Annotated in this window: 25 protein-coding genes and 1 tRNA gene; 14 read left to right on the top strand and 12 right to left on the bottom strand. The window is 67.6% G+C overall.

Annotation, left to right across the window (positions count from 1 at the left end):
• Positions 1-93 precede the first annotated feature (93 nt).
• Positions 94-1101 carry an AraC family transcriptional regulator ligand-binding domain-containing protein gene (locus tag ACIA76_RS10445; RefSeq protein WP_397150823.1) on the top strand — a complete coding sequence of 336 codons (1008 nt, stop codon included), beginning with the start codon at positions 94-96 and terminating at the stop codon, positions 1099-1101.
• Here ACIA76_RS10445 and ACIA76_RS10440 read toward each other — a convergent pair.
• From ACIA76_RS10440 to ACIA76_RS10430, 3 genes are all read right to left on the bottom strand, one after another.
• Positions 1098-1301 carry a hypothetical protein gene (locus ACIA76_RS10440; RefSeq protein WP_397150821.1) on the bottom strand — a complete coding sequence of 68 codons (204 nt, stop codon included), beginning with the start codon at positions 1299-1301 and terminating at the stop codon, positions 1098-1100. The genes ACIA76_RS10445 and ACIA76_RS10440 overlap by 4 nt on opposite strands.
• 294 nt (positions 1302-1595) lie before the next feature.
• The gene (locus ACIA76_RS10435) at positions 1596-3299 is read right to left on the bottom strand and encodes an AMP-binding protein (RefSeq protein WP_397150819.1); all 1704 of its coding nucleotides are present in this window, start codon (positions 3297-3299) and stop codon (positions 1596-1598) included.
• On the bottom strand, positions 3296-4939 hold the full coding sequence (locus ACIA76_RS10430) for an AMP-binding protein (RefSeq protein WP_397151905.1): 1644 nt from the start codon (positions 4937-4939) through the stop codon (positions 3296-3298). Before ACIA76_RS10430 ends, ACIA76_RS10435 begins: the two co-directional genes overlap by 4 nt.
• Before the next feature lie 68 nt (positions 4940-5007).
• Here ACIA76_RS10430 and ACIA76_RS10425 point away from each other — a divergent pair, with 68 nt between their 5' ends.
• Positions 5008-5859, top strand: coding sequence for a response regulator transcription factor (locus ACIA76_RS10425; protein WP_397150817.1), 852 nt, complete (start codon positions 5008-5010; stop codon positions 5857-5859).
• Here ACIA76_RS10425 and ACIA76_RS10420 read toward each other — a convergent pair.
• Positions 5856-6395 carry a YceI family protein gene (locus ACIA76_RS10420; protein ID WP_397150815.1) on the bottom strand — a complete coding sequence of 180 codons (540 nt, stop codon included), beginning with the start codon at positions 6393-6395 and terminating at the stop codon, positions 5856-5858. The two genes, ACIA76_RS10425 and ACIA76_RS10420, sit on opposite strands and share 4 nt — an antisense overlap.
• Between ACIA76_RS10420 and ACIA76_RS10415 the strand changes: the two genes are divergently transcribed.
• Together ACIA76_RS10415 and ACIA76_RS10410 are read left to right on the top strand one after the other, a co-directional pair.
• Positions 6394-7314 (top strand): helix-turn-helix domain-containing protein, encoded by a 921-nt coding sequence (locus ACIA76_RS10415; protein ID WP_397150813.1) that lies wholly within the window; start codon positions 6394-6396, stop codon positions 7312-7314. The two genes, ACIA76_RS10420 and ACIA76_RS10415, sit on opposite strands and share 2 nt — an antisense overlap.
• 53 nt (positions 7315-7367) lie before the next feature.
• Positions 7368-8696, top strand: coding sequence for an MFS transporter (locus ACIA76_RS10410; RefSeq protein ID WP_397150811.1), 1329 nt, complete (start codon positions 7368-7370; stop codon positions 8694-8696).
• Between the two features lie 64 nt (positions 8697-8760).
• Here ACIA76_RS10410 and ACIA76_RS10405 read toward each other — a convergent pair whose 3' ends face one another.
• Positions 8761-9051 (bottom strand): hypothetical protein, encoded by a 291-nt coding sequence (locus ACIA76_RS10405; protein ID WP_397150809.1) that lies wholly within the window; start codon positions 9049-9051, stop codon positions 8761-8763.
• A 320-nt stretch (positions 9052-9371) separates the two neighbouring features.
• Here ACIA76_RS10405 and ACIA76_RS10400 point away from each other — a divergent pair, with 320 nt between their 5' ends.
• Positions 9372-9722: an Asp23/Gls24 family envelope stress response protein gene (locus ACIA76_RS10400; RefSeq protein ID WP_397150807.1), complete on the top strand. Its 351-nt coding sequence runs from the start codon at positions 9372-9374 to the stop codon at positions 9720-9722.
• A 17-nt stretch (positions 9723-9739) separates the two neighbouring features.
• On the top strand, positions 9740-10810 hold the full coding sequence (locus tag ACIA76_RS10395; protein ID WP_397150805.1) for a DUF6286 domain-containing protein: 1071 nt from the start codon (positions 9740-9742) through the stop codon (positions 10808-10810).
• Here ACIA76_RS10395 and ACIA76_RS10390 read toward each other — a convergent pair whose 3' ends face one another.
• Both ACIA76_RS10390 and ACIA76_RS10385 read right to left on the bottom strand, forming a co-directional pair.
• The gene (locus ACIA76_RS10390; protein WP_397150803.1) at positions 10811-12109 is read right to left on the bottom strand and encodes a D-arabinono-1,4-lactone oxidase; all 1299 of its coding nucleotides are present in this window, start codon (positions 12107-12109) and stop codon (positions 10811-10813) included.
• 56 nt (positions 12110-12165) lie between these two features.
• Entirely contained in the window at positions 12166-12858 is a 693-nt protein-coding gene (locus ACIA76_RS10385; RefSeq protein WP_397150801.1) for a TetR/AcrR family transcriptional regulator, read from the bottom strand.
• A 130-nt stretch (positions 12859-12988) separates the two neighbouring features.
• Between ACIA76_RS10385 and ACIA76_RS10380 the strand changes: the two genes are divergently transcribed.
• The gene (locus tag ACIA76_RS10380) at positions 12989-14491 is read left to right on the top strand and encodes an MFS transporter (RefSeq protein ID WP_397150799.1); all 1503 of its coding nucleotides are present in this window, start codon (positions 12989-12991) and stop codon (positions 14489-14491) included.
• Positions 14492-14843: 352 nt separating this feature from the next.
• Here the strand turns inward: ACIA76_RS10380 and ACIA76_RS10375 are convergent, their stop codons facing one another.
• Entirely contained in the window at positions 14844-16067 is a 1224-nt protein-coding gene (locus tag ACIA76_RS10375; protein ID WP_397150797.1) for a lipase family protein, read from the bottom strand.
• A 527-nt stretch (positions 16068-16594) separates the two neighbouring features.
• Between ACIA76_RS10375 and ACIA76_RS10370 the strand changes: the two genes are divergently transcribed.
• From ACIA76_RS10370 to ACIA76_RS10360, 3 genes are all read left to right on the top strand, one after another.
• Entirely contained in the window at positions 16595-16999 is a 405-nt protein-coding gene (locus tag ACIA76_RS10370) for a DUF190 domain-containing protein (protein ID WP_397150795.1), read from the top strand.
• Positions 17000-17304: 305 nt separating this feature from the next.
• The gene (gene pgm / locus ACIA76_RS10365) at positions 17305-18939 is read left to right on the top strand and encodes a phosphoglucomutase (alpha-D-glucose-1,6-bisphosphate-dependent) (protein ID WP_397150793.1); all 1635 of its coding nucleotides are present in this window, start codon (positions 17305-17307) and stop codon (positions 18937-18939) included.
• A gap of 42 nt (positions 18940-18981) precedes the next feature.
• Entirely contained in the window at positions 18982-19620 is a 639-nt protein-coding gene (locus ACIA76_RS10360; protein ID WP_397150791.1) for a hypothetical protein, read from the top strand.
• Here the strand turns inward: ACIA76_RS10360 and ACIA76_RS10355 are convergent.
• Entirely contained in the window at positions 19610-20146 is a 537-nt protein-coding gene (locus ACIA76_RS10355; RefSeq protein ID WP_397150789.1) for a DUF1990 family protein, read from the bottom strand. The genes ACIA76_RS10360 and ACIA76_RS10355 overlap by 11 nt on opposite strands.
• Positions 20147-20826: 680 nt before the next feature.
• Between ACIA76_RS10355 and ACIA76_RS10350 the strand changes: the two genes are divergently transcribed.
• A complete protein-coding gene (locus tag ACIA76_RS10350) occupies positions 20827-22041 on the top strand; it encodes an MFS transporter (RefSeq protein ID WP_397150787.1) in 1215 nt (404 codons plus the stop codon).
• Positions 22042-22126: 85 nt separating this feature from the next.
• Positions 22127-22828, top strand: coding sequence for a DsbA family protein (locus tag ACIA76_RS10345; RefSeq protein WP_397151903.1), 702 nt, complete (start codon positions 22127-22129; stop codon positions 22826-22828).
• Positions 22829-22895: 67 nt separating this feature from the next.
• Here the strand turns inward: ACIA76_RS10345 and ACIA76_RS10340 are convergent, their stop codons facing one another.
• Both ACIA76_RS10340 and ACIA76_RS10335 read right to left on the bottom strand, forming a co-directional pair.
• Complete coding sequence (locus ACIA76_RS10340; RefSeq protein WP_397150785.1) at positions 22896-23132, bottom strand: hypothetical protein; 237 nt, start codon at positions 23130-23132, stop codon at positions 22896-22898.
• 40 nt (positions 23133-23172) lie between these two features.
• Positions 23173-24606, bottom strand: coding sequence for a DUF222 domain-containing protein (locus tag ACIA76_RS10335; protein WP_397150783.1), 1434 nt, complete (start codon positions 24604-24606; stop codon positions 23173-23175).
• A 129-nt stretch (positions 24607-24735) separates the two neighbouring features.
• On the opposite strand from ACIA76_RS10335, the gene ACIA76_RS10330 reads away from it, so the two are divergent.
• A tRNA-Ala gene (locus tag ACIA76_RS10330) sits at positions 24736-24808 on the top strand.
• 89 nt (positions 24809-24897) lie between these two features.
• On the opposite strand, the gene ACIA76_RS10325 is transcribed toward ACIA76_RS10330, so the two are convergent.
• Positions 24898-25248, bottom strand: coding sequence for a hypothetical protein (locus tag ACIA76_RS10325; protein WP_397150781.1), 351 nt, complete (start codon positions 25246-25248; stop codon positions 24898-24900).
• Positions 25249-25772: 524 nt separating this feature from the next.
• Here ACIA76_RS10325 and ACIA76_RS10320 point away from each other — a divergent pair.
• Positions 25773-26663, top strand: coding sequence for a hypothetical protein (locus tag ACIA76_RS10320; RefSeq protein ID WP_397150779.1), 891 nt, complete (start codon positions 25773-25775; stop codon positions 26661-26663).
• The last annotated feature ends 26 nt before the right edge of the window (positions 26664-26689 follow it).

Raw genomic sequence — 26689 nt, 5'->3', positions numbered from 1 at the left:
CACGATTACGGTTCGAGAACGTCTGACCACAGATAGCGTTCCGCACAAAACTCGGCACGAATATGGATCGCAGGGCCGAGACCGAGGAGGGCTATGGGGACCGATCAGACGTTGTTGCACCGGTTCGTGATCGCGCAGCTCGGCACGGTGGGTCTGGAACCGGACCGGTTACTGCGCGAATGCGGGCTGCCGGACTGGTCCATGGCCGGGCCCGGCGTGCATGTCCCCAGCGAGACCTTCTCGCGGCTGTGGGAGGTCGGCGAGAGCCTGCTCGGTGATCCGAATGTGGCCCTGCACGTGGCCGGACGGTACGAACTGACCGCGACCCGGCTCTACGACTATCTGTTCTCCACCGCGGCCACGGTCGGCGCGGGGCTGGCCACCTGCGGTCCGTACGTCACCGCAGTCACCACCAATCACCGCTTCGATCTGGTGGCCGAGAACGACGGGGAGACCACGCTGTATCTGGACATGATCTCCGGCGACGGTCGCGGCCGCGACCATACCCAGCTGTGGGGACTGGTGGCCGTGCTGACCCGGGCGCGGGCCTGCGTGCGGGCCCGGCTGGATCCGATCCGGGTGTCGCTGCGTCAGCGCGCCCCGCGCGATCTCAGCGCCTTCACCGACGTCTTCGGCACGGCCGTGATCGAATTCGGCGCCCCGGTCGACGCCATGACCTTCCGCGCCGCCGATATGGATCTGCCGCTGGCCACCGCCGATCCGGTGCTGGCCGAGGTGCTGCGCCCGCTGGCCGCCGCTCTGCCGCCCCCGCCGCCGCTGGCCGCCGCCTGGCCCGAGCGCGTGCACGCGGCCCTGGTCGAGATGTTCGACGATGGTGAGGTCTCACTGGATCGGGTGGCGCGTCGGCTGGCCACCAGCCCGCGCACCCTGCAGCGTCGGCTGGCCGAGGCCGGGACCACCTGGCGCCGGGAACTGGATCGGGCCCGATTGGAACGGGCGGCCGCGGCGGGTCCGGTGACCCGCGAGCGGCAGGCCGAGCTGCTCGGCTACGCCGATGCCACCTCGCTGCGCCGCGCGGCGCTGCGCTGGTCGGTGGTCGCGCGATCGCATCGATCCGACGAACTGGACCGGTTGCGTTAGACGCGCAGATTGCTGGCGGCGATATTCCAGAACGTGCCGCGGTCGATCTCGGCGAAATCCCAGCTGTCGGCGATGGCGTGCGACGCCGCGACGATGGCCGGCACGTCGAAGTCGTCCCGCGTGGCGGTGCCCTTGGCCTCCAGCTCGGCGATCACATAGGCGGTCGCACTTTCGCAGGTGTTCGACACGGTGTTCTCCAATCGGTCGCAGGGACATACGGTCGATCACGGCTCGCTCGGGGAGCGGAACCGACACCGCGGGCGTCCCGTCGTCCCGGGAGGGGGATCCGTCAGGTGGAAGAGAGCCGGATCCGAGGACGACGGGTCGGTGCCCCGCGGCGGGCACGATTACCAGTTTTGTGGCTGAGAGACCGGTCGGCCAGCGCCGAACGCGCCACATTCGGGCAAACGCGCCAAGTTCGGCCCGCCGCGATGCGAGGGTCTCCCGCCAAGGCTACGGCACCGGTATCCGTTTTCGTCGCAATGAGCGGGCAATCACCAACCGGCGGTTTGCGGCAGTATCTCCTCGTAGCGGTACTCGGTCGCGAGGGGCGTCCCCGCGGCATATGCCTGCTCCTCGCGACGGCGCAATTCGACGCGGCGGATCTTGCCGGAGATGGTCTTGGGCAGCTCGGCGAACTCGATGCGCCGCACCCGGAGATAGGGAGCCAGGTGGTCGCGGGCGTATTCGAGGATGGCCCGGGCGGTCTCCGCATCGGGCAGCCAGCCGTCGGCCAGCGCGATATACGCCTTCGGCACGGCCAGCCGGGTCGGATCGGGCTGCGGCACGACCGCGGCCTCGACCACGGCCGGATGTTCGATGAGCACGCTCTCCAGCTCGAACGGCGACACCTTGTAATCGGAGCATTTGAATACGTCGTCGGTGCGGCCGATATAGGTGATGTAACCGTCGGCGTCGCGGGCCGCGACATCGCCGGTGTGATAGTGCCCGCCCGCCATGACCGCCGAATTGCGTTCGGGGTCTTGGAGATACCCGGTCATGAGGTTGACCGGATGGGTGCTCAGATCCAGGCAGATCTCGCCCTCCTCGGCGAGTTCGCCGCTGATCGGATCGACCAGCACCACCGGCACGCCCGGCGCGGGTCGGCCCATCGAGCCGGGTTTGACGGGCTGGCCTGGCGTATTGCCCACCTGCAGTGTGGTTTCGGTCTGGCCGAAGCCGTCGCGGATGGTCAGGCCCCAGGCCCGCTCGATGCGGGCGATGACATCCGGATTGAGCGGCTCACCGGCGCCGAGGATTTCGCGCAGACCGTCCGGGCGCGATCCGAGCTCGGCCTGGATCAGCATGCGCCACACCGTCGGTGGCGCGCAGAAGGTGTTCACCCGCGCCCGGCGCAGCTGATGCAGCAGGGCCGCGGCGTCGAATCGGCCGTAGTTGTAGACGAAGATCGTGGCCTCGGCGATCCACGGCGCGAACAGACAACTCCAGGCATGCTTCGCCCAGCCGGGCGCGCTGATGGCCAGATGTACGTCGCCGGGCCGCACGCCGATCCAGTACATGGTGCTCAGATGGCCGACCGGATAGCTGATCTGGTTGTGCTGCACCAGCTTCGGCCTGCTGGTGGTGCCGGAGGTGAAGTACACCAGCAGCGGATCGCCGATATCGGTGATCGCCTCGAACGAATGCGCCTCGCTGCGCGCGGCGTCGGCGTAGCTGTGCCAGCCGGGGACCGGCTCGCCCACCACGATGCGGAGGTAATCGCCCGGCACGGCGACGAACTTATCGGTGTCGTCGGAGTTCGCGATGACGAAACCGACTGCGCCCCGGTGGATCCGGTCGCTGAGATCGGCCGGGCCGAGCGCCGCGGTGGTCGGCATGACGACCGCGCCCAGTTTGGCGATCGCCAGCATCGCCTCCCACAGCTCCACCTGATTGCCCAGCATGAGCAGGACCCGATCGCCCTTGCCCACACCGAGTTCGGCCAGCCACGTGGCGACGCGGTCGGAGCGCCGCGCCATCTCGTCGAAGCTGACCCGCCCTTCGCGGCCGTCCTCCTCGACGATCCACAGCGCGGTGCGGTCGTTGTCGCGGGCGATCACATCGAACCAATCGGTGGCCCAGTTGAATCGGCCGCTCAGCGCGGGCCAGGCGAACTCGCGGACGGCGGCGTCGTAATCGGTCGCCCGCGCGACCAACTGGTCGCGGGCGGCACGGTACAGCTCGGTATTCGAGGTCACTGCGACCCTCCTGACGGAACGAACAGTCGCGCGGAGATCTCCCGCATGTCGACCTTGCGGATCTTGCCGGTGACCGTCATCGGGAACTCCTCGACGACGTGCACATAGCGGGGAATCTTGAAATGCGCGAGCCGCCCGGTGCAGAATTCGCGCAGCGTGCCGGCGTCGAGAGCCGTTGCGCCCTCGCGCATCCGGACCCAGGCCACCAGCTCCTCGCCGTACTTCGGATCGGGCACGCCGACCACCTGGGCGTCGAGGATATCGGGGTGGGTGTAGAGGAACTCTTCGATCTCGCGCGGATAGATGTTCTCACCGCCGCGGATGACCATATCCTTGATGCGTCCGGTGATGGCGACATAACCGTCGTCGTCCATCACGGCCAGATCGCCGGTGTGCATCCAGCGCGCGGAATCGATGGCCTCGGCGGACTTCTCGGGCTCGTTCCAGTAGCCGAGCATGACCGAGTAACCGCGCGTGCAGAATTCGCCCGGCTCACCGCGCGGTACGGTGAGACCCGTTGCCGGATCGACGATCTTGATCTCCAGATGCGGCCCGACCCGGCCGACGGTGGCGGTGCGCTGGGCCAGCGAATCGTCGCGGCGGGTCTGGGTGGATACCGGGGAGGTCTCGGTCATGCCGTAGCAGATGCACACCTCGGCCATCCCCATCCGCTCGATCACCTGCTTCATCACCTCGACCGGACAGGGCGAGCCGGCCATGATGCCGGTGCGCAGCGAGGACAGGTCGTGGCGGTCGAAATCGGGTTCGGCCAGTTCGGCGATGAACATGGTCGGCACCCCGTACAGCGAGGTACACCGTTCGGCGACAACGGTTTCCAGGGTCCGGCGCGCATCGAAGGCGGGCGCGGGGATCACCATGGCGGCGCCGTGCGTGGTGGCGGCCAGATTGCCCATCACCATGCCGAAGCAGTGGTAGAACGGCACGGGCAGGCAGATCCGGTCGGCCTCGGTGTAGCCGCACAGCTCGCCGACGAAGTAGCCGTTGTTGAGGATGTTGTGATGCGACAGTGTGGCGCCCTTCGGGAAACCCGTGGTGCCCGAGGTGTATTGGATATTGATCGGATCGTCGGGGGACAATCGCGCCTGTGCCGCGACGAGTTCCGCCGGATCGCCCGCGCGACCGGCGTCGATCAGCGCGGACCACTGCGCACCGTCGAGCAGCACGACCCGATCCAGATCGGGGCATTGCGGCCGCACCTGTTCGATCATCGCCGCATAGTCCGAACCCTTGAACTCGCGGGCCGCGACCAGCAGCCGAATTCCGGCTTGTCCCAGCACATATCTCAGCTCGTGGGCGCGGTAGGCGGGGTTGATGGTGACCAGGATCGCGCCGATCTGCGCGGTGGCGTACTGCACCAGCGTCCACTCGGCGCGGTTGGGCGACCAGATGCCGACCCGGTCACCCTTGCTCACGCCCGCGGCCAGCAGTCCGAGCGCGACGGCGTCGACCTCGGCGGCGAACTCGCGATAGGTCCAGCGCACGCCGGTGACCCGGTCGACGAGTGCCTCGCGATCGCCGTGCGCGGCGACCGTGCGGTCCAGATTCGCGCCGATCGTGTCGCCCAACAGCGGTGCGTCCCATACTCCATGCGTATAGCTGACCGGCCGAGACCGGCCCATACTCGAACTCACGGATATAGGATCCAGGTCACATTTCCCGCCCACTACCCCCGGAAAGGGGTGCCGAGATGAGCGGCGCCGAGCTGTTGCGCCCGCGCGATGCCGATGCGTTGCGCGCCGAATTGCGGCAGGTGGCAGGCGTTTCGGGGATGTCGGTCGTATTCGGCGGGCAGGTGTACGAGGGCACCCTGATCCTGAGCGAGTTCTTCGGCACACGCACCAGTGCCATGCGCGGTCTGGCGGTTTCGCCCGCCTCCGGTGTCGGCGGGGCCGCGGTCGCCACCATGCGCCCTGCCTCGGTGTCGGACTATCGGGGCGCGACGACGATCACCCATCACTACGACGCCCCGGTGCTGACCGAGGGGCTGCGAGCGGTGGTGGGCGTGCCCGTCGTGGTGGGCGGGCGGTCGCGGGCGGTGCTGTACGTCGCCAGCCGCGATGTGGGTCCGATCGGCGGCCGCGCGGCCGATCTGGTGCTGCGGGCGAGTCGGCGCCTGGCGGTCGAGATGGCCGTGCGCGACGAGGTCGACCGGCGGCTGCGGCTGCGCGAGGCGGCGCTACCGGTCCAGTCGGATGCCGCTGCCGCCCAACAGCTTCGCGATATCCACGCCGAGGTGCGCGGCATCGCCCAGACGGTGGTCGACGCCGCGGCGCGCGCCCGGCTGCGGGATGTCTCGGATCGGCTGGCCCGGCTGCTGGCCGGGCCCGAGATCGCGGGCGAGACACCGGCATTGGCGCCCCGGGAGCTGGACGTGCTCGCGCACGTCGCGCTCGGTTGCACCAATGCCGAGGCCGCCCGACGCCTTTCGCTGCGCCCGGAGACGGTCAAGAGCTATCTGCGCAGCGCCATGACAAAGCTCGGCGCCCACACCCGCCACGAGGCGGTGGTGCGGGCGCGGCGAACGGGCTTGTTGCCCTAGGCCTTCGGCTCGACCAGCTGGATGTCGAGCTCGATGGCGATCTTCTCGCTGAGCATGGCCGAGGGGATGCCGTTGCCGACGCCGAAATCGGTGCGCTTGAGCGTGCCGGTGGCCGAGAAGCCGATGTGGCGGTCGCCGGTGTTCGGGTTCTCCTGGATGCCACCCCATTCGACGTCGAGGGTGACCGGGTGGGTCTGGTCGCCGATCGCGACCTCGCCGACGACCTGGAAGTCCTCCGCGACGCGGACCGGCTCGGTGGCGGTGAAGGTCAGCGTGGGCCGCTCGTCCACGTGCAGCAGGTCGGCGCTGCGCACATGCGCGTCGCGGTCGGCGTTGCCGGTGTCGAAGGAGTCCAGGTGGATGGTCGCCGAGACCTGGGCGGTGCCGGCCTCGTCGACGACGAAGCTGGTCTCGAAGCGGTTGAAACGCCCGCGGACCTTGGAGATGCCCAGGTGCCGCACGGTGAAGTTGACCGCGGAGTGCGCGGTGTCCAGCGGCCAGGAGCCGGCCTTGAGCGTCTGTTCGGAAGTCGTCATGAGTACAGATTTGCGGACCGTGGTCCGGATAGCCACACCGCCGTTATCCTGGCACTGGCAGGGCGCGGATAACGAGACCCGGATAGGACAGGATGGACAGGTGGCACGCTCCGAACTCGCTGAATTCCTCATCGCCCGCCGCGCCCAGTTGCAGCCTCAGGAAGTGGGCCTACCTGCGGGGCGGCGGCGTCGCACGCCCGGTCTGCGCCGCGAGGAGGTGGCCGCCCTCGCCGGGGTGAGCGCCGACTATCTGGCCCGGATCGAACAGGGCCGGGATACCAATCCCTCGACCGCGGTCCTGGGAGCACTGGCCGACGCGCTACGTCTCAACGAGGTCGAGCGGCATCACTTCGCCAAGCTGGCCCTGCGCGGCGACGGCGCGGGCGGCTGCCCGTCCTCGGGTCAGGCGCTCGAACAGGTTCCGGAGACGCTGCAGGCGGTGCTCGAGGCGCTGCATCCGACGCCGGCATTCGTGGTCGGCCGCTGGCTCAACGTGCTGGCCTGGAATCCGGCCTGGCGCGATTTCGTCGAGCCGCTGGGCTTGTTCGACGCCGAGGCCGAGGGCAATCTGGCCCGCTACTTCTTCGCCCATCCGATTGCGCAGCGCTGGAGCAACTGGGGTGATGCCGCGGATATGGTCACCTCGCGGCTGCGCATGGCCCGCTCGATCTGGGTCGACGACGCGGACCTTCGCGCGACTGTCGCTGCGTTGCAACGTCATCCGGAGTTCGCGCGCCGCTGGCGAGAGCATCGGATGAGCGAATTCCGCTCGGGCACACTGTATTTGGATCATCCGCTGCGCGGACACGTCGAGGTGGAATTCGAAACCCTCGATCCCGCCGCCGATCAGAGCGTGCAGGTGTGGTTCCTCGATCGCCGCCACGCGCGCACACCGAGTCTGCGACTGGTCAACGAATAGTCACGGTAACCTCATAACGGCAAACTTCCGGCATCCTAGGGGAGGGACCGTCTATGAGCACCGTGATCGACGACGCCCCATTCACGTCGTTCCACAAGTGGCTCACCCTGGCCTGTTCCGGCGGCCCGCTGCTGGACGGCTATATCCTCAGCATCGTCGGCACCGCGCTCATCGGCATGACCGCCGAACTGGATCTGAGCACCTCGCAGACCCAGCTGATCGGCGCCGCGGCGCTGATCGGGATGTTCGTGGGCGGCGCGCTGTTCGGTGTGCTCACCGATCGGATCGGCCGCGAGGTGATGTACACCGCCGATCTGGTGGTGATGGCGGTCTGTTCGGTGCTGTCGTTCTGGGCCGAGTCCACCTGGCTGATCGTGGCGCTGCGATTCGTGCTCGGTATGGCCGTGGCCGCGGACTATCCGATCGCCACTTCGCTACTGGCCGAATGGCTTCCGGTGAAGCAGCGTGGCCGGCTGCTCGGGCTGCAGATCGTGGCCTGGTACGCCGGATCCGTACTCGCCTATGTGGTCGGCTATCTGGCGCTGACCTTCGGCGGGCCGGGGAGCTGGCGGTGGCAATTGGCCAGCGCCGCAGTGCTGTGCGTGTTCTTCCTGATCATCCGGCAGAAGACCGCGCCGGAATCGCCGCGCTGGCTGGCCCAGCACGGCAGGGCCGAACAGGGGGCCGAGATGATCGAGAAGTACCTCGAGGTCCGCATCGATCCGGCCGAACTCGTCGAGCAGAGCGGGCGGCCCGGTAAGCACGGCTCGATTCGCGAACTGTTCGGGCCGACCTATCGCAAGCGCACGCTGTTCTGTAGCGGATTCTTCCTGTGCCAGGTCGCGGTGCTGTTCGCGATGCTGACCTTCGGCCCGCGGATCCTGTCCGCGTTCGGCATGCCCGCGGGCACCTGGATGGACACCCTCGGCACGGCGCTGATCAGCCTGGTGTTCCTGATCGGCTGCCTGCCCGCCATGCGGTTGATCGATACCCTCGGCCGCCGCCCGACCATCATCTGGTGTTTCGGATTGATGGTCGTGCCCACGCTGCTCCTCGGCCTGTTCCCGAGCATGCCCACGCTGCTGGCCTTCGGCATGTTGTGCCTGTACGCCTTCTTCTGCGGCGGACCGAACGTGCTGGACTGGACCTATCCGAACGAATTGTTCCCCACCCACATTCGCGCCACCGCGGTCGGATTCGCTACCTCGGCCAGCCGGATCGGCGCCGCGCTGGGCACCTATCTACTGCCGTGGTCACTCGACCATCAGGGCCTGGGCCCCACGATGCTCTATGCGGCGGCGCTCACCGCGATCGGCTTCGGTATCTGCGTCTGGGGCGCCCCGGAGACCAAGGGCCGCGAACTGGAGGCGGCCGCCCGGTGACGACATGAAATCGGCCCGCGGCTCCGAGTGCACAGGAGCCGCGAGCCGGTTCGTTGGGCAGGCGCTAGTGGGCGAGCCTGTCCCGGTTCCCGCGCTCCGCGTCGTCACGACGGATGTTCTGGCTGCCTCGATTCATGTCGTCGCGGTCGCGGTCGCGGTCCTTGTCATCGCGGTCGTTCATACCGCGATTCGAGGCCTGCGCCTGCTGGCCGCGCTGCTGCTGGTCGCGCTGCTGTCCCTGCTGGCTCTGCTGGCCGCTCTGCTGGCCGCGCTGCTGTGCCTGCTGGCCGCGCTGCTGCTGGTCGTTCGCGCCCTTGCGGGCCTTGTCGGCATTGTGGTCCATCTTGGTGCCCATCGAAACCTCCGTATTGGATGGATAGCAACCGCTCAGGAAACTGCCAATTGCCATACTCGTCGCGCGCGTTCGGGCGTGTCAACGAATTGCTGGAAATGGCACCATGACCTGGCAAACTGCCTTTGACCTCGCTTCTGGATTACCAGAAGGGTCGAATAGGTACGAGCAAACACCTGTCAATTAGGACTATTGCCCAATATTGACTCTTACCAATCCGGGCGTGTCGACTGCGCTGCGACGAGTGGGGAGCTAGTGTTTCGCTACCAAGGGGGGACGGTCGTATGCCCACTGCCGCGTTCGCGGATTACCAGGAGGACCCGATGACGAGCACGGTGACCGACATCGCCTCTGCGGCCGCCGAATCCGCATTCGAGCCGCCGAGATTGCGCACGGTCGACGATGTGAGTGTGGCCGGGCTGGCGGTCGCGGCCGCCCGCGAGATCACCGGTGTCGACGCCGATGTCATGGTGTTCGCGCGCGTTCGCGGCACCGCCGTCACCCTGTCCGTGCGGTTGCCGATCCGCTATCCGATGCCGGTCTGGCAGGTGGCCGCGGTCTGCCGCGAGCACATCGCCGAGCGGGTGCGCCAGCGTGCCGGATTGACGGTGCGCCGGATGGATATCGAGGTGACCGGTCTGCCCGTGCTGAACACCGCGCGGGGAAGGCGATGAGGCGTTCGCCGCGACGCGTGGTTCCCGCTGTTCTGGTGGCGCTGATACTGCTGGCCGGATGTGTGACGGTGATCGTCTCGTTGGTCCAGAGGCTCATGGGCGCGAGCGAATTCGTCTCCTACGACGGCGTGATGAATCGGCTGCACGAGACCAGTTGGGCCGATTCGCGCGGGCTCGCCCTGGGCGTGCTCGGCGCCGCGGCCGGACTCGTGCTGCTGGCCCTGGCCGTGCTGCCGGGCCGTTCGATCCTGGTGCCGCTGGTCGCCGAGGACGAGATCGCCGCCGGTGTGGGCCGCCGCGGGCTGGACGAGGCCCTGCGCCTGGCGGCGCAGTCGGTCGAGGGCGTTCAATCGGCGCGAGTCCGACTGCGCCGCAAGCGGGTTCGCATCACCGCCAAGGCGCTGCAATCACATCGGCCCGAATTGCCCGATGCCGTGCGATCCGCCGTCGACGATCGGCTCGGCCGCATCGGACCCTGTGCGAGTTCGCGGCTGTCGGCGCTGGTGCACGGCTTCGCGGCCGAATCCGCCACCGACCGCAACCGCCCGGCCCGGCTCAACCGCATCGTGCTGGGCGCGATCGGCGCGCTGCTGCTGCTCCTCGGCTGCTCTGTGCTGCTGGCCCACTACGGCCGGCTGGGCTGGGTGGACGCCGACGCGCCGCTGACGCCGCAGAACCCGACGCCGCCGGCGTGGGCACACTGGATGATCGTGGCCGTGGCGGCCGCGATCGGAATCGCCTGTATGCGCTGGGTGAGCCTGCAGATCCATCGCCTGCCCACCCCCGCGCGGTGGCGTGCCCGCCCGGCGACCGACGACACCATCACCCTGGATTCGGCGACCGCCGCGCTGCCCGTGGTCGCCGATATCGAGACCTATGCCGGGGTGCATACGGCCTCGGCGTGGCTGCTGGGTCCTGGCCTCGCACCCGAACTGCATCTGGTCGTGACGACCACGCCCGAGGCCGATGTGATCGCGCTGCGCCGGCGCATCCTCACCCATGCGGTGCCGCGCCTGCGTCAGGCGCTCGAGGTCGACGCGGTTCCGGTGACGATGGAGCTGCATCTGGCCGATCGGCCCGGCCGCTGATCAGTCCAGCGGACCGAGTACCCGCTCCACATAGGGATTGGCGAAGCGGCCCTTGGGATCGAAACGCCGCCGCACCTCCTGGAAACGGTCCCACTCCGGATAGCGCCCGCGCAGCGTCGCCGCGGTCTGGAAGTGCCGCTTGCCCCAGTGCGGTCGGCCGTGGAAACGATCGAAGATCGCCTCGCATGCGCGGAAGTACGGTTCGTAATCCATGCCGCGGTACTGATGCACCGCGATATAGCAGGTGTCGCGACCACCGGCCGGGGAGAGGAAGGCATCGTCGGGGGCGACGAAGCGCACCTCGGTCGGCATCGGCGAATCGAATTGCTTCCCGAGCTCTTTGATCGCGCGGATCGCCTCGACCGCATGCTCGCGCGGGATGGCGTATTCCATCTCGGTGAAGCGCATCAGCCTGGGGGAGGCGAACACTCGATAGGACCGGTCCACCTGGCGGCGATAGCTGCCCGCATGGGCCGCGCCGCGATGGATCCACGGCGTCAACTGCGGGCGGCGGCGGCCCAGGCGGCACAGCGCGTCGAAGGTGTAGTTCGACATCAGGATGTCGGCGAACCAGTCCACCGCCTTACCGCGCGGCTGTTCGGGCAACTCCACCCGGTTGTTGCGCTTGGTCAACGCCAGTGGACTGTGGGCGAACATATAGAACTCGAAATGCTCGTTCTCATCGGCATATCGGTCGATATCGGCGAGCACCTCCTCCACCGGCACCGGCCGCTCCACGCCCTCGAGGACGAACGACGGAACCAGCCGCAGGGTGACCGCGGTGACCACGCCGAGCGCGCCCAGGCTCACCCGCGCCGCACGCCAGCCGTCCGGATCGGACTGCTCGGTCAACTCCACGCGACTGCCGTCGGCGAGCATGAGTTCCACCGAATGCAGTGCGGCCGAGATGTTCTGGAATGTCGCGCCGGTGCCGTGGGTGCCGGTCGCGGTGGCCCCGGCGATGGTCTGCACGTCGATATCGCCCAGATTCGGGAAGGCCAGGCCCAGGGGATGCAGCGCATGGCTCAACTCGTTGAGGGTGGCGCCCGCCTCGACCCGCACCAGCCCGCTGGAGCGGTCCACCCGCAGGATCCGATTCAGCTGCGACAGCCGCAACAGCAGGCCGTCGGTGAGCACGGTGTCGGTGAACGAATGACCCGCGCCCGCGACGCGCACGGTCTGCCCGGCCGCCTCGGCCCGCACGAGCAGCTCGCCCACCTCTTCGGCCGTTCGCGGGCTGGCGATCTCGGCCGGCGCACACTTCTCATCCCCAGCCCAGTTCACCCACGAATTGGTCATATGACCAACTGTAAGGTATAGGTGTGAGGCGCGCTACCGTTTGGCGACTGTGAATATCACCGTTTTCGGGCGTCGAACATCTTGCACTTTGCCTGATCGACCTCGTCCTCGGTGAGTGGGGGAACCGTCAGCGGCAGGCGGGGCAGGCAATCGGCGCGCACGCCGTCCAGCACGATCGCCATATAGCGCCGCCAGGTCTCGGGGTTGACCGGGCGGGAGAACGCGGCCATCGACTCGACCATGTTCACCATGGCGAAGAAGTCGGCCCCCGTGATGCCCGGCCGCAGCACGCCCGCCTCGTGGGCGCGGTCCATCAGCTCGCCCAGCGCGGGCCGGATGCGTCCGCGCACCAAGGTGAATCGCTCCATGGCGTCGGGCAGTTCCAGCATCACCTCGCTGAAGCCACGGTTGCTCGCCATGTGCTGGCAGGACCATTCGAACAGCTCGACCAGACCCGCCCAGGGATCGGGATTGTGGTTGCAGCGCTCGGTGGCCTCGGCCATCGCGCCGACGTGTTGTTCGAAGACCTCCTCGATCAGCTCGCGCTTATTGGCGAATCTGCGATACACCGTCCCCACGCCGACGCCCGCCGCCTCGGCGACATCGTCGAGGGTCACGTCGAGACCGCGTTCGGCGAACAGTTCGCGGGCGGCCGCGAGGATGCGTTGCTGATTGCGGGCGGCATCGGCACGCAGCCGCCGCGGGGGCGGCAAATGCCGAGGTGGGGACGGGGACGTGGCGCGATTCACACCCTCATGCTAACAAGCGACGGGATTAACTGGAGGGTTTCTCTCCGTTATGGTGATAGCTTCTTCATAGAAGTGGAGGTAGTACCTCCGGATATGTGTCGGCTATCACTCCTCTCCATGAAGGAGATCCATGACTACCGCGATCGACCTCGAGACACAGACGACGGATCCGTCGTCCAGAGCGGGCCGCCGCGGCTCGCACGCGCTGCGTTGGTGGGTCCTCGCCGTGCTCGGCGTGGCTCAGCTCATGGTCGTACTGGATGCGACAGTGGTGAATATCGCGCTGCCCATGGCGCAGCGCGACCTCGGCTTCTCCAACGGTGACCGGCAGTGGGTGGTCACCGGCTACGCGCTGGCCTTCGGCAGCCTGCTGTTGCTCGGTGGTCGGCTCAGCGACCTGTTCGGTCGCCGCAACACCTTCCTGGTCGGCCTGGTCGGCTTCGCCGTCGCCTCCGCGATCGGTGGCGCCGCGAACGGATTCGAGATGCTGGTCGCCGCGCGCGTCGCGCAGGGTGTATTCGGCGCGCTGCTCGCGCCCGCCGCGCTGTCGCTGCTGACGGTCACCTTCACCGAACCGTCCGAGCGCGCAAAGGCATTCGGCATCTTCGGTGCGGTCGCCGGCGCCGGTGGCGCACTCGGCCTGCTGCTCGGCGGCGCGCTCACCGAATGGGCGTCCTGGCGCTGGGTGATGTACGTGAACCTGATCTTCGCCGCGATCGCCTTCATCGGCGGCGCGCTGCTGCTGGCCAAGCATGTCAGCGAGCACCGGCCCAAGCTCGACATCCCGGGCACGATCACGGTGACGGCCGCATTGTTCGGCATCGTCTACGGCTTCTCGCATGCCGAATCGCACGGCTGGACCAACGGTGTGACGCTGGCATTCCTGATCGGCGGCGTGGTGCTGCTCGGCCTGTTCGTCTGGATCGAGACCCGGGTCCCGCATCCGCTGCTGCCGCTGCGCATCGTGCTCGATCCCACCCGCGGCGCCTCCTATATGACCGTATTCGTCATGGGCATCGGGATGTTCGCGATCTTCCTGTTCCTCACCTACTACATGCAGCTGACGCTGGGCTACTCGCCGATCATCACCGGCGTGGCATTCCTGCCGATGGTGGCGGGCATGGTGCTGTCCTCGACCACCGTTCCGCCGCTGGTGCTGCCGAAGCTCGGCCCCAAGGTGACGGTCACCGCGGGCTTCATCATCGCCGCGATCGGAATGGCGCTGCTCACCCGGATCGGCCTGGACACCAGCTACGTCACTCACATCCTGCCGTCGCTGATCCTGTTGGGTCTGGGCCTCGGTAGTGCGATGTCCCCGGCGTTCCAGGGCTCGACCGCCGGTGTGCACCACGAGGATGCGGGTGTGGCCTCGGCCATGGTCAACACCAGCCAGCAGGTGGGTGGTTCGATCGGCACGGCGCTGCTGAGCACGATCGCGGCCTCGGCTGCCTCGCAGTACCTGACCACGCACGGCTCCTCGTCGGTCGCGATGGCGGAGTCGGCGATCCACAGCTACACCACCAGCTTCTGGTGGGCCACGGCCATCTTCCTGGTCGGTGCCGCGATCACCGCGGTGCTCATGCCGAGCACGATGCCCGCGCTTGCCGAGGGTGAGCCGGTCATCGTGCACTGATCCCGGCGAAAGGCATGCCGGGACCAATGGATTGGAGCATGCCGGGACTGTGGATTGGGGGCGTGCTGGGAACTATGGATCGGGGCATGCCGGGACCCACGGATCGGGGTGTGCCGGGACCTACGGATCGGGGTGTGCTGGGACCTACGGATCGGGGTGTGCTGGGACCTACGGATCGGGGTGTGCTGGGACCTACGGATCGGGGTGTGCTGGGAACCCACGGATCGGGGTCTGCCGGGACCTGTGGATTGGGGTTGCCGGGATCCATGATTGAGACCTGACAGGAGAGATGCGCCCCCGCCCGATGTATCGGGCGGGGGCGCAGCCGTTTTCAGATCAGCAGTTGCTCAGATCAGCAGTTGCTCGGGGCCGGGAGGTTCGCGAAGCGGTCGCCCAGGTAGTTGAAGGCGCGGATCGCGCCGGGGGCGATCGCGGTGCCGTGGTCGGCGCCGGGGATGATGTCGAACTGCACGCGGTCGCCCGCGGCGCAGTAGCGACCGGCCACCTCTCGGGCCAGCCACGGATTCACCTGATCGTTGCTGCCCGCCCACTGATAGATCGGTGCGCGCGGCACGCCCGGATAGATCTCGGTGCTGTTCTCGTGCAGTACACGGATCCGGTCGTCGGTGACATCGTTGACATCGCCGTGGAGGTAATCGGTGTAGCTCTTGTTGGCGGCGGCATTGATGATCTCGTCGGTGCAGGCGTTGGCGAGCCGATTGCGCAGCTCGACTCCGGCCGGATTGAGCGTGTCGTCCAGTGACATCACCGACGGATACTCCCGCTCCAGTCCGATCGCGGCGGCGAAGCCGAGTCCGAACAGCGGATTCGGTTTCGAGCCCAGATCCAGCGCCAGCTTGCCGATGTTTACCGGCACCCCGCCCATGGCGGCGCCGACGATCGGCAGTTCGGGCGCGTAGTCCGGGGCCATGGCGGCCGCGAAGGCGGTCGCCATGCCGCCGCCGGAATATCCGGCCATGCCGACCGGCGCGTTGCCGAGCCCGGCCGGTCCGAAACGCTTGACCGCGCGGACGCCGTCGAGGGTCAACCGCCCGCCGAGTTTGGCGGCCCCGTAGGAACTGGTAGGCCCGAGGTGATCCGGCACCGCGACCGCCCAGCCGCGCGCCAGCAGCAGATTCAGCGCCGGCGCCTCCTGCAGCCCGCCGTTGAACAGGGTGTGCGACGGGGCGCATTGCAGCCCAAGGGCATTCACGAACGGCTGATACGACACCAGCGGCCGGTTCCCGCCCCCGCCGGACATCAGCAGCGTCGTCATCGCGGCGATCGGGGCATCGGTGGAATTGGTCGAGCGATACAGCAGCTGCCATGCCACCGCGCCGGGGAATCCGCTCGCGGGCACCGAACGGCTGCGGATGATGTCGCCGGGCTGATAGTCACCGACATTCGGTGGGGCCGCGTAGAACCCGTCGGGATCGGGGATCGGGTAGACCGCCGCACCGGCCGGGGCGGTGCTCAGCCCGCCCGCGACGGCCGACAGTAGTGCCGTCGCCAGCACCGCGGCGGCGCGCCGTCTGCCGAACCGCCGCGCCCGATGTACCGTCCGATCTACCGCCATTGTCACTCCTGTGTTCCGGACGGGCCGGGCGGCGAACCGCGCCCTGCCCGGCGCAACCATCTGTGTGTGGGGTGAAGCCGGATATCGAGAACCGTCCCGCATACCGACCGGCAGGGACTCATCGATGGACGCTATTACAGCAGTCTCGCAGTCGTACTCGCGGTCGCCGCGCCGGACACGCGGCCCGCGCGAACGCGACGCGCCGTTCGCGGGTAAGGGTGATGGACGGCCGCCCCGGTGGGAGGTGGTGTGGGGCGATCGCCGCGCCGATTCACAGCCGCATGCCGGTCGGTCGGCGGTCGCTGGCAGTTAGCATGACTCGATAGGTTCCGGTCACGGGTAGGAGGTTGTCCAGGTGGTTTCGCGGCTGCCGCAAGCGAATCCATCGCCGCGAACGGGATCGACCGGCCCCGGGTTCACCGCGGTGTCGGCGCTGCCGAGGAAGTTCGTAAACTGCTCGAATCGGGTGTGGCGTCCTCGGGTCGGAGATTGGGCAACGGGAACGACACGACGATTGGGGGCAGGTAATGAGTGAGGCGGCGGCTGATCCGGTGGTGCAGATCGAGACGGAAGCCGATGCGTGGCAGCCGGATCCGCGCTGGCGCCCGGCCGCCCGGCTCACCGTCCTGCTGGGTGAGGACGACCACTGGAAGCACCGCCCCCGCTATCACGAGATCGTGCGGCGGGCCCGGGAGGCGGGCCTGGCCGGGGCGAGCGTCTGGCGCGGCGTGGAGGGATACGGGGTGTCCTCGCGCATCCACACCGCCCGCATGCTCGATCTGGCCGAGAACCTGCCCGTGCTGGTGATGATCATCGACGACGCGGAATTGCTGCGCGATTTCGTGGCCGGCAATGCCGAGCTGTTCGACTCCGGGACGGTCGCGCTCTCGCCCGTACAGGTCTGGATTCCCGGCGCCGGGACGCGCGGATGAGCGAGCGAAGCGAGCGGGTAGTGGGTGCAGCCGCGTTCGCGGTCATGCTGGAGCTGAGCGCCAGCGAGGCGGAGGCATGAGCGAGCGAAGCGAGCGGGTAATGGGTGCAGCCGCGTTCGCGGTCATGCTGGAGCCGAGCGCCAGCGAGGCGGAGGCATGAGCGCGCTACCCCCTAACCGATTTCCGGTGGATCGTGGTCTGTCGGTGGGATTCGATACGGTATCCCCCCTGGGTTCGGCGCGGTGGGTGGGGCCGTGATCCTGATGACGAGCCGGGCACAGGCGATAAAGAAAGGAGGCCCGAGCATGGCCCACGATCGAGCTGGACGACCGGCCCGGGCCACCGACCTGGAGGATCTGCCGCATCTGGTGACGGCCTACTACAGCCGTATCCCGGACCCTTCGGATCCGGCGCAGCTGGTGGCGTTCGGCACCTCGGGCCATCGCGGATCGAGCCTGGACTGTGCGTTCAACGAGGCGCATATCCTGGCCATCACCCAGGCCATCGTGGAATACCGTGCCACCCGGGGCATCACGGGCCCGGTCTATCTCGCCCGCGACACCCACGCCCTGTCCGAGCCCGCGTGGACCACCGCGCTCGAGGTGCTGGCCGCCAACGACGTCACCGCGATCATCGACGCGCGTGACCGCTACACGCCCACCCCCGCCCTGAGCCACGCTGTGCTGCGCCACAATCGGGGCGGCACCCGGCATCAGGCCGACGGCATCGTGGTCACCCCCTCGCACAATCCGCCCCGCGACGGCGGCTTCAAATACAATCCGCCGCACGGCGGTCCGGCCGATACGGTCGCCACCGACGCCATCGCCGAGCGGGCCAACGAGCTGCTGCGCGGCGGACTGGCCGGGGTCAAGCGCAGCACCCTGCAACATGCGCTGGCCACCAGCGTCGAACGCTACGACTATCTCGACCACTACATTGGCGATCTGCCGAATGTGCTGAACCTGGACGCCATTCGCGGCGCGGGTATCCGTCTGGGCGCCGATCCGATGGGCGGGGCCAGCGTCGACTACTGGGAGGAGATCGGCCAGCGCTACGATCTCGAACTCGAGGTGGTCAATCCGTTCGTCGATCCGACCTGGCGGTTCATGACCCTCGACGGCGACGGCAAGATCCGGATGGATCCGTCCTCGCGCTACGCCATGGCCTCGCTGGTCGCCATCCGCGACGACTACGACATCTCCACCGCCAACGACGCCGACGCCGACCGGCACGGCATCGTGACACCCGATGCGGGACTGATGAATCCGAATCACTATCTGGCCGTGGCGATCGAGTATCTGATCGCCAACCGGATGGGCTGGGATGCGCTGACCAAGATCGGCAAGACCGCGGTCACCTCCTCGATGATCGACCGAGTGGTGAGCGTGCTCGGGCGGCAGGTGCACGAGGTGCCGGTCGGCTTCAAATGGTTCGTGCCCGGATTGTTCAGCGGCTCCCTGGCTTTCGGCGGTGAGGAGAGCGCGGGCGCGTCGTTCCTGCGGATGGACGGCACGGTGTGGACCACCGACAAGGACGGCCTGCTGCTGTCCCTGCTGGCCGCCGAGATCACCGCCGTTACCGGCCAGAGCCCCTCGGCACGCTACGCCGAACTCGAAAAGCGTTACGGCAGTCCCGCATACGCCCGCCTCGACGCGCCCGCCACCAGCGAGCAGAAGGCCCGCCTGTCTGCCCTGACCCCCGATGACATCACCGCCACCGAGGTCGCCGGCGAGCCCCTCATCGCCGTGCAGACCCGCGCCCGGGGCAACGGCGCCGCGCTGGGCGGTGTGAAGGTGACTACCGAGAACGCCTGGTTCGCCGCTCGGCCGTCCGGCACCGAGGACAAGTACAAGATCTACGCCGAATCCTTCCACGGCCCCGACCATCTCGCGCAGGTGCAGGCCGCCGCGGAGGAGGTAGTCGGGCGCGCGCTGGGGTAAGTCCGCACCGACCGGCGGCGGTCGGTCTGATTAGCTGATGGCATGACACTCGGCGTGCTGGAGGCGGTGGGATTTCTCTTCGACGCGGATACTCCGAAGCGGATTTCGGCGGTGGACCTGCGATTCGGTGCATCCACATGGCGGTTCGCGCCCACGGAGGACGGCACCGCGACCTTCGCGCCGCGCCCGGCCGACGCCGCGGGCACCGATGTGACAGATTGCTTTCCGTGGCCGAGAGCCACCGGACTTCCTGCGGATTACACCTATCTGTGTGATGCCGGGGGAGGCACCGTCGGTGTGCAGCTCGACTTCGGCGATCCCACCGCCGTTCCCACAATGGTTGTGCAACTGCGGATCCGGTCGGGGCGGGTCGAGGTCAATGCCGTCTACGCCCTGGAGATTCCGCTGCGTGCCGTGGTTCGTCGTCAATTCGCCGATCAGGGCACTCCCGAAGCGCGATTTCGGCTTTCGGTTCACCCCGAGGCCGCCGAGGCCGCGGAGATCACCCTCGAACCGACCGGGATGGAGTGGCGCGTGGATCCCGGAACCTGGGTCGATGTCGAGGTTCTCAACGGTGACGGCACGCAGCCGGAGGTCGAACTGTATACCGGTGGGCAGCTGTCGATCCTCGCTGGAACCTATGCCTGGGTTATGACTCCCGACGGCAGGCTCATCGACTAGCGGGTGTCTTCATGACGCGCAGATAGCGGTGCCGGTAGAACCGTTGGGCGACAAGCACTATCGGGAACGCTGATCGCCACACCCCGCTCGGTGCCGGGCGAGTGAGCGAGCGCAGTGTCAGGTGGATCGTGTCGTCGGCGTCTCGGTGCACGATGAAGGCTTCCTCACCCGAGACCGGGTGTCCGGCCAGGGTGCCGTAGGCGAATCCACACCTGTCGGGCAGCTCGACGACCCGCACGACTCGTACGGGCTCGTATACGGTCACCGGTCCCCACCCGGCCGCGATCCGGTACTCCGCTCCGGGCGCCACCCGGTCGGTGGCCTCTGCGCACGGCAGAACGCGAAAACCGCTGCGGCGCTTGATTCCCCACCGAAGTACCTCCTCGGCGGCGCTGTGCCAGAACTCAGCGCCGGATCCGATCGTCACGGTCCGCTCGAACCGTCGGAATCCGGGGATGTCCGTGTCCCAGTGGTGATCTTCGGGGTGGGTCGCGCCGGGCGGGCGGTAGGTGAGGCCGACGGTCACCGGGAACTCGCCGTTGTCTGAGAGAAGTTCGTGGTCACATGGTCACGATAGGCGCGACAGTCTGCGTGGGGAGGGTGCTCGGGTCGTGGTCGGACCCTGGCAGGGAGGGCCGCCGAGTCTTTGGCGTGGGTGGCCGCGCCGAGCATCTCGTAGGCACTGGTGGACAACAGGTTGTGGCGGGCGGCGAATGTCTCGGTAGCGGTTCGCGGTATCGGGAACGAACAGCAGGTCGGGCGGGGTGATGAACGGATCGGCGTACGTCGTTCATGGCGTCGTGGGTCGCGCGAGCCGGCATGATTCGCGGCTGCGGTGGATCCCTGCGCTGTGGGTGTGAAAGTCCTTGCCCAGGCACGTCATTCACTGCGCGGGCTCGATCGTCCGGGCTGCGGGTCACCGGGATCGGCGGTGGGTGCACGTCATCAGCCGGCGATCCTGCGGCGAAGGCGGCGCGAGGTCTCCGGGACGGCCCGCAGTCGTCCGGTGATCCCGGTCTCAGGAGTCCGGGGCATGCGTGCCCTCGGGCGGCGGGGGCATGACGTCCTCGATCGGATCGTCGGCCGGGCAAATGCCGGTGCGGATACCGCCACCCCTCGCCGATAAGAGCTGTGAGATGGACGGCGAGGGCTGTCGGCGGTGGAATGGATTGTCGTGATGGAGGAGTTGTGATGCGTTGTGGATGAATGGTGTCCCCGGTGAGGGGTAGTCGGGGCGCGCGGTTGCCGATCGAGATCTGGGTCATGATCGGTGCGGCGTTCCTCATCGCACTGGGGTTCGGGTTGGTGGCGCCGGCGTTGCCGCAGTATGCGCTCAGTTTCGGGGTGGGGGTGGCGGCGGCCTCGGCGATCGTCAGCACGTTCGCATTGATGCGGCTGCTGTTCGCGCCGGTGAGCGGGCGTCTGGTGCAGCGGCTGGGGGAGCGGTCGGTGTATCTGGGCGGGGTGCTGATCGTGGCCCTGTCGACGGGGGCCTGTGCGCTGGCGCACAGCTATTGGCAGCTGATCGTCCTGCGTTCGCTCGGCGGCATCGGATCGATCATGTTCAGCGTCTCGTCGCTGGGGCTGGTGATCCGGCTGTCGCCGCCCGGCGAGCGGGGGCGGGTGTCGGGCCTATGGTCGAGCAGCTTCCTCGCCGGATCGATCGGCGGGCCGCTGATCGGTGGGGCACTGGTCGGATTCGGGCTGCGGGCTCCCTTCGTGATCTATGCCGTAACCTTGCTGGCCGCGACGGGCGTCGTGTACTGGAGCCTGCGCAATTCGCAGCTGGCCGCGCCCGAACTGCCCGGCACGGTGGAGGTGATGAGCTTCCGGCAGGCGCTGGCCCGACCGAGCTATCTGGCCGTGCTGTGGTCGAATTTCGCCAACGGCGCGGCCATCCTCGGGGTGCGAATGGCCCTGGTCCCGTTGCTGGTGGTGACGGTGCTCGGGCTCTCGCCGGGACTGGCGGGTGTGGCGTTGACGGTATTCGCCGCGGGAAACGCCGCCGTACTCTTCACCTCCGGTCGACTGTCGGATCGATTGGGGCGCAAGCCTTTTCTCGTGATCGGCACGCTGGTATGCGCGATCGGGACGATTATGCTGGGGCTGTCGGGGAACTTCGCCTGGCTGCTGGTGTCCTCATTCATCGCGGGCCTGGGTTCGGGCATGTACACCCCCGCGCAACAGGCCGCCGTGGCCGACATCATCGGCCCGCGGGCGCGCGGCGGACCCGTGCTCGCCGGCTATCAAATGGCCGCCGATCTGGGCACCGTGCTCGGGCCGATCGCGGTGGGCGCACTCGCACAACGGGTGTCGTTCGGATTCGCCCTCGGGGTGACCGGCGCGTTGCTGGTGGCGGCATCGCTGTGCTGGGTGCTGGTGCCCGAGCCGATGCGGCGGCGCGCCGTCGTCGACGCGTGAGGTGTCGACTTCGAGTCGGGACCGGGGCTTTGGCAGAGTGGACGTCGTGAACTCCTCCTCGGGATCGAAGTACACGCCGCGACCCATGTCCAGCCGCACCACCTACGCCCTGGGCGGCGTCGCCCTGCTGGTGATCGTGCTGATCGTCGTGCTCGTCGTGCGTTGGAACAGCGACCACACTCTCAAGGTTCAGGGCGACGGGTACGGCCCCGTGCACGATCCGGCGGTCAGCGCCCTGCTGGATTCCGACGGCGCGATCGTGCTCGGTAAACCCAACGCCGCCAAGACGATCGACGTGTACGAGGATCCGATGTGCCCGAATTGTGGTTCGCTGGAACACCTCTACGGACAGCAGATCGCGCAGAAGATCGATGAGGGCAAACTGGCCGTGCGCTATCGGCTCGTCAACTTCCTCGATCCGAAGTCGGCCGGCAAGGACTACTCCACCCGGGCCGTGGCCGCGAACGAATGCGTGGCCGATGCCGGTGACGGACCGGCGTATGCGAAGTTCCATACGGCGCTGTTCACCGCCAAGCAGCCGAGCGAGGACGGCGGCGATCTCAGCAATGACCAGCTCGCCGCGATCGCGAAGGACGCCGGCGCATCCACAGAGGCGCAGCAGTGCATCACCAAGGGTCAGCGAGTCGACTCCGCGCGCAATCACGCGCAGGCCGCGATGGCCGCGGTGAAGGCGGCCGTGGGTCAGGTGCGCACTCCGACGGTTGTCGACGGGACCACCGAAATCGACGTCAACGATGCCGGCTGGGTCGGCAAGATCGCACCGTAGAAGGAGCGTCCGGGCGGCATCCCCAGCCGTCCGGACGCCCGCTCCCCGCGAGGCAGCAACCTCTGGGCTACTCATCGTCGAGCTCGTCTGTGAGCAGGGCCTCGTAGATTCGATTGCGCGCATCGGCAATCGCGTTGATCGTGTCGCGCAGCTGCTTCGCCATGGCGGCGTAGCCACATCCCGCCTCGGCCTTGTCCAGTTCGGACTCCAGCCGCCGGCGGACCGACTCCAGAGCCGCGATGCGCTCGCGCTCCACGCCGACATCGATAACGGTCGGGGCCGGAGGAGGGTCCGGGAGGTCCATCGCAGTTGCCGTGTCCTTGTGGTCATGGGATGGGGTCGTTTCAGCGGCCGCGATTGTCGAGGGCGTAGGGGCGGTCGTCCTCAGGGATCGCCGTGGACAGCCCCGGATGGATCGGCACCTCCCGTTCGAGGGGATAGGTCAGGTCGACGGCCGCCGGATGCGACGTTCCGGGCGCGGCGGCGGGCATCGGCCAGGGCAGCTGGGGCGCGTCGATATCGGTGTGCGGGAACAGATATCGGGCACCCTCGCGCACGGTGGTGTGCTCGTCACCCTCCGGGCTGGTCCATTGCAGGCGATCGATATCCAGTCGCCTTGTCCGCCAGGATATTTCGCCCGCATCCGAGGCCCGCTTCAGGCGATGATGACGCGAACACAGCACGGCCAGATCGGCGAGGATCGTCGCCCCGCCGCGGTCCGGATGGGCCAGATCGAATGGTTCGCTGTGGTCGACACGCCCTTGTGCCGCGGGGACGGTGCAGCCGGGAAACCGGCACAATCCGTCGACGGCGCGCACCTCGCGGTCCAGCCACAGCGACGGATCCTCGCGGATCGACTCCTCGGTCGAGGTCGGATCCTCCGTACGTTCCGGAATCACTTGGAACTCGGCCGATTCCGCGATCCGGCGCGCGAGTTCCGCATCGATCGGACCGTGCCCCGCCAGGAAGGCCGGATCGTCGCCGGCGCCCAACAGGCTCGCCGCGGATACCCCGATCTGGATGAGCGGTCGCCGACGGTCGTTCGCGGGTTCCAGTGCGGTGCATCGCGTTCCGCGGTCACAGGCACACCGCAGCCGCTCCGAACCGTCGGCGAGCGCGACCAGGGCATCGGCGCGTCGCTGCGGCATGGTCCGTGGATCCGCCGAGCAGACCTGAAGGCTCATCTCTCGCAACCGCATGGCTACCGTCTGCGCGCCGACCGCCGGAAGCAGGCCGTCGAATACCGCCATCCCCTCACGCACCGCCTTGATCCGGACGTCGCGCTCGCTCTCGCGCAGCTCCCGCCTTCGTTGCTCGCCCTCGGGATCCAGCCTGGTCACCCAGCGCCCCGCCGTCTGCCGCAGGCGTGTCGGATCCGTCCGCGCCGCGGCCTCGATCAGTCTGGGCTCCACCTCCGCCCGCACCTCATGCGGCAGATCGCGTGCGGCATCGACGACGACCTGCGCCCGGGCGAGATCGATCCGCCCCGATGCGAAGGCCGCACGGGTCTGTGGCAATTCCTCGAGCCCCAGCCCGATATCGATCAGCACCGCCGCGACCTGTTCGGAAATCTGTACGGCCACCGCCGCCTCGCTGGCCGCGTACTCCCCGGCCCGCGTCTCGTCCGCCCCGTCCCCTTCCTCCCGCCGCCGTCGATACAACTCATGCACGGCCAACACCTCGGCCGCCTGCGCGAACGCCGCCGCCCCGTGTGCCCGCCGCAGCGCATCGATCAGCCCCTCATCGCTCATCGCCTGAAGCTCTCCGGTATCGAACATGTGTTCGAGACTACTCTTCGAACACATGTTCCACCAGCCTTCGGACCAGTCGATTTGGATGCGTAACAACGTGTGGTGTAACTTCATTCAAGCCAACGGGGACCTCCCCGGAGGCGGAAAACTGAACACGGGGCTATGGCGCAGCTGGTAGCGCACCACACTGGCAGTGTGGGGGTCAGGGGTTCGAGTCCCCTTAGCTCCACTCCATTGACGCAGGTTAGGCCTGGTGATCTACCAGGCCTAACCTGTTTTTATTTGGACCAACCCCACGGATACCCCACGGTTTGGTTCCTACGTTTCGTCGACCGCGAACGCGGACTCCTGGTGGATCGACCGCCTGCGCATCAGGAACCTTGGCCGGGTGAAGCACCTACTATTCGGCGGGGGTGTTCGGTGTGGACGCCAGGGCTTGCAGGCGCCCTCGTACCAGGCGTGGACAGCCAACCAGATGTAGGGAGGCTCTCCGTCCTCCTCTTCCAGCTCTCGCGCCTTCTGGATCAGGTACTCCAGCATCGGGTTGTCCCGGTTCGGAAAGGGATACGGGAATTCGCTCGCCTCGGTGATGCTGTCGGCTCTGAAGTCTTTGTGTCCGTTGGTGATGATGCGGGTCGATCGGCGGGTGACGTACTCGGTCGGGATCATTGCCGGTCGGTCTGGGTGGTCGCGCGGCAATCTGGTTGCGGCCTGCCAGCCTGGCCACTGCCGTCCTTTCCGGGAAAACGCAAGGTCTCCCGACTGCCGGGATGCGTCATGATCGAAAAATGATGGGTTCGTGATTCTGAAGTTACGTGTGCTCATGTATTCATCGGGTGAGAGCGAGTAACCCTCACCAATTCGCCTGCTGCCAGCTGTGACTCGCCCAAGTGCGGACGGCGATAGACGGGAATGTGTAGACAGTGCAAGGTTCTGGGCCCTCCGTGGTGACTTCAGGTGATTTGGAACTGGAGGGGCGTCCCTTCCCGTTCTCCGACCGCCCACTGGCGCTGACATGCGACGGATGGGAACGGTTGACAGAGTTTGCCGAAGGGGTCTGGGAAACAACTCGGTCTGCGGTCGAACGGATCGCAGACGGTGCAGTTCAACCCCAATTCTGGCTCGCCCAGCGTTACGGTCCGCTCCTCGACCTCGCTCTGCGACGTGGCTCACGACACGCCGAGCTCCCCATCATGCGGCTCGACCTGGCCTGGACCGGTGGCGGCGAGCCAAGGGTGCTGGAGTTCAACACCGCCTGCCCGGGTGGGTTTCTGTTCGCCCCGTTGGTAGCTGAGAAGATGGGCGCGGACTCGTTCGGTCGTTCAATCTCGCCCGCCCGCAACCGATTCGCCTCATTCCTGTTGCGCGAACTGGGGCCGCGGGTCGCCATCGTCACTTGGGGCTCGGACTACGCCTTCGAGCTGGACACCCTGGTTGCCGGCATCGATGCGCTGGGCGGTGACGCGATCATCACCGACCCGCTGCGCGACGACGGCGCCGCACTGGCCAGGTTCCGGCCGACAGGGCTGTATTGGAAGAGCGACCCGCTGCGACTGCTACTCGCACCCGCGGCGGTCGCCGCGACGGTCGGCGATTTGCCATCGTTCTCCCCATTCGACGCGATGACCTTCGTGGAGGACAAGTCGTTCGTCGCATACGTATCCGAAAACAGTGTGGTTCCCGTGGGGCCCGCCTCGATCGAGGTGGACGGCCGTTGCGCCGCGGAACTGCTTGCTTGGCGCCCCCGCGAGCACGCGGTGCTGAAGCCGACGAACCTCACCCGGGGCGAGGGGATCGTGGTCGGCGCGCTCTGTACGGACCAGGACTGGGCCGCGGCGGTGGATGCGGCGGTCGAGTCCGCCGGGTCCTGGCTCATCCAGGAGCGCCTGCAAGTGCGGTACGACGCCGAAACCGGACTGTTCGGCGATCTTTCGGTGTTTTTGCTCGGTGGCAGGGTGGTCGGCGCCATGGCCCGCAAGTCCACCGAACGGGTCATCAATATCGGGCGCACCGGAATGCTGCAGAGCGTTGTTGTCACCGATGCCGACACGGACACCGTTGAGCGAATCCACTTGTCTTGGTGAATGACTGATGCGGAGCAAACGCAGTA

It is taken from the genome of Nocardia sp. NPDC051570 (genome assembly GCF_044454005.1).
Taxonomy (GTDB): Bacteria; Actinomycetota; Actinomycetes; order Mycobacteriales; family Mycobacteriaceae; genus Nocardia.
This window is presented reverse-complemented; position numbering and strand designations above follow the sequence as displayed.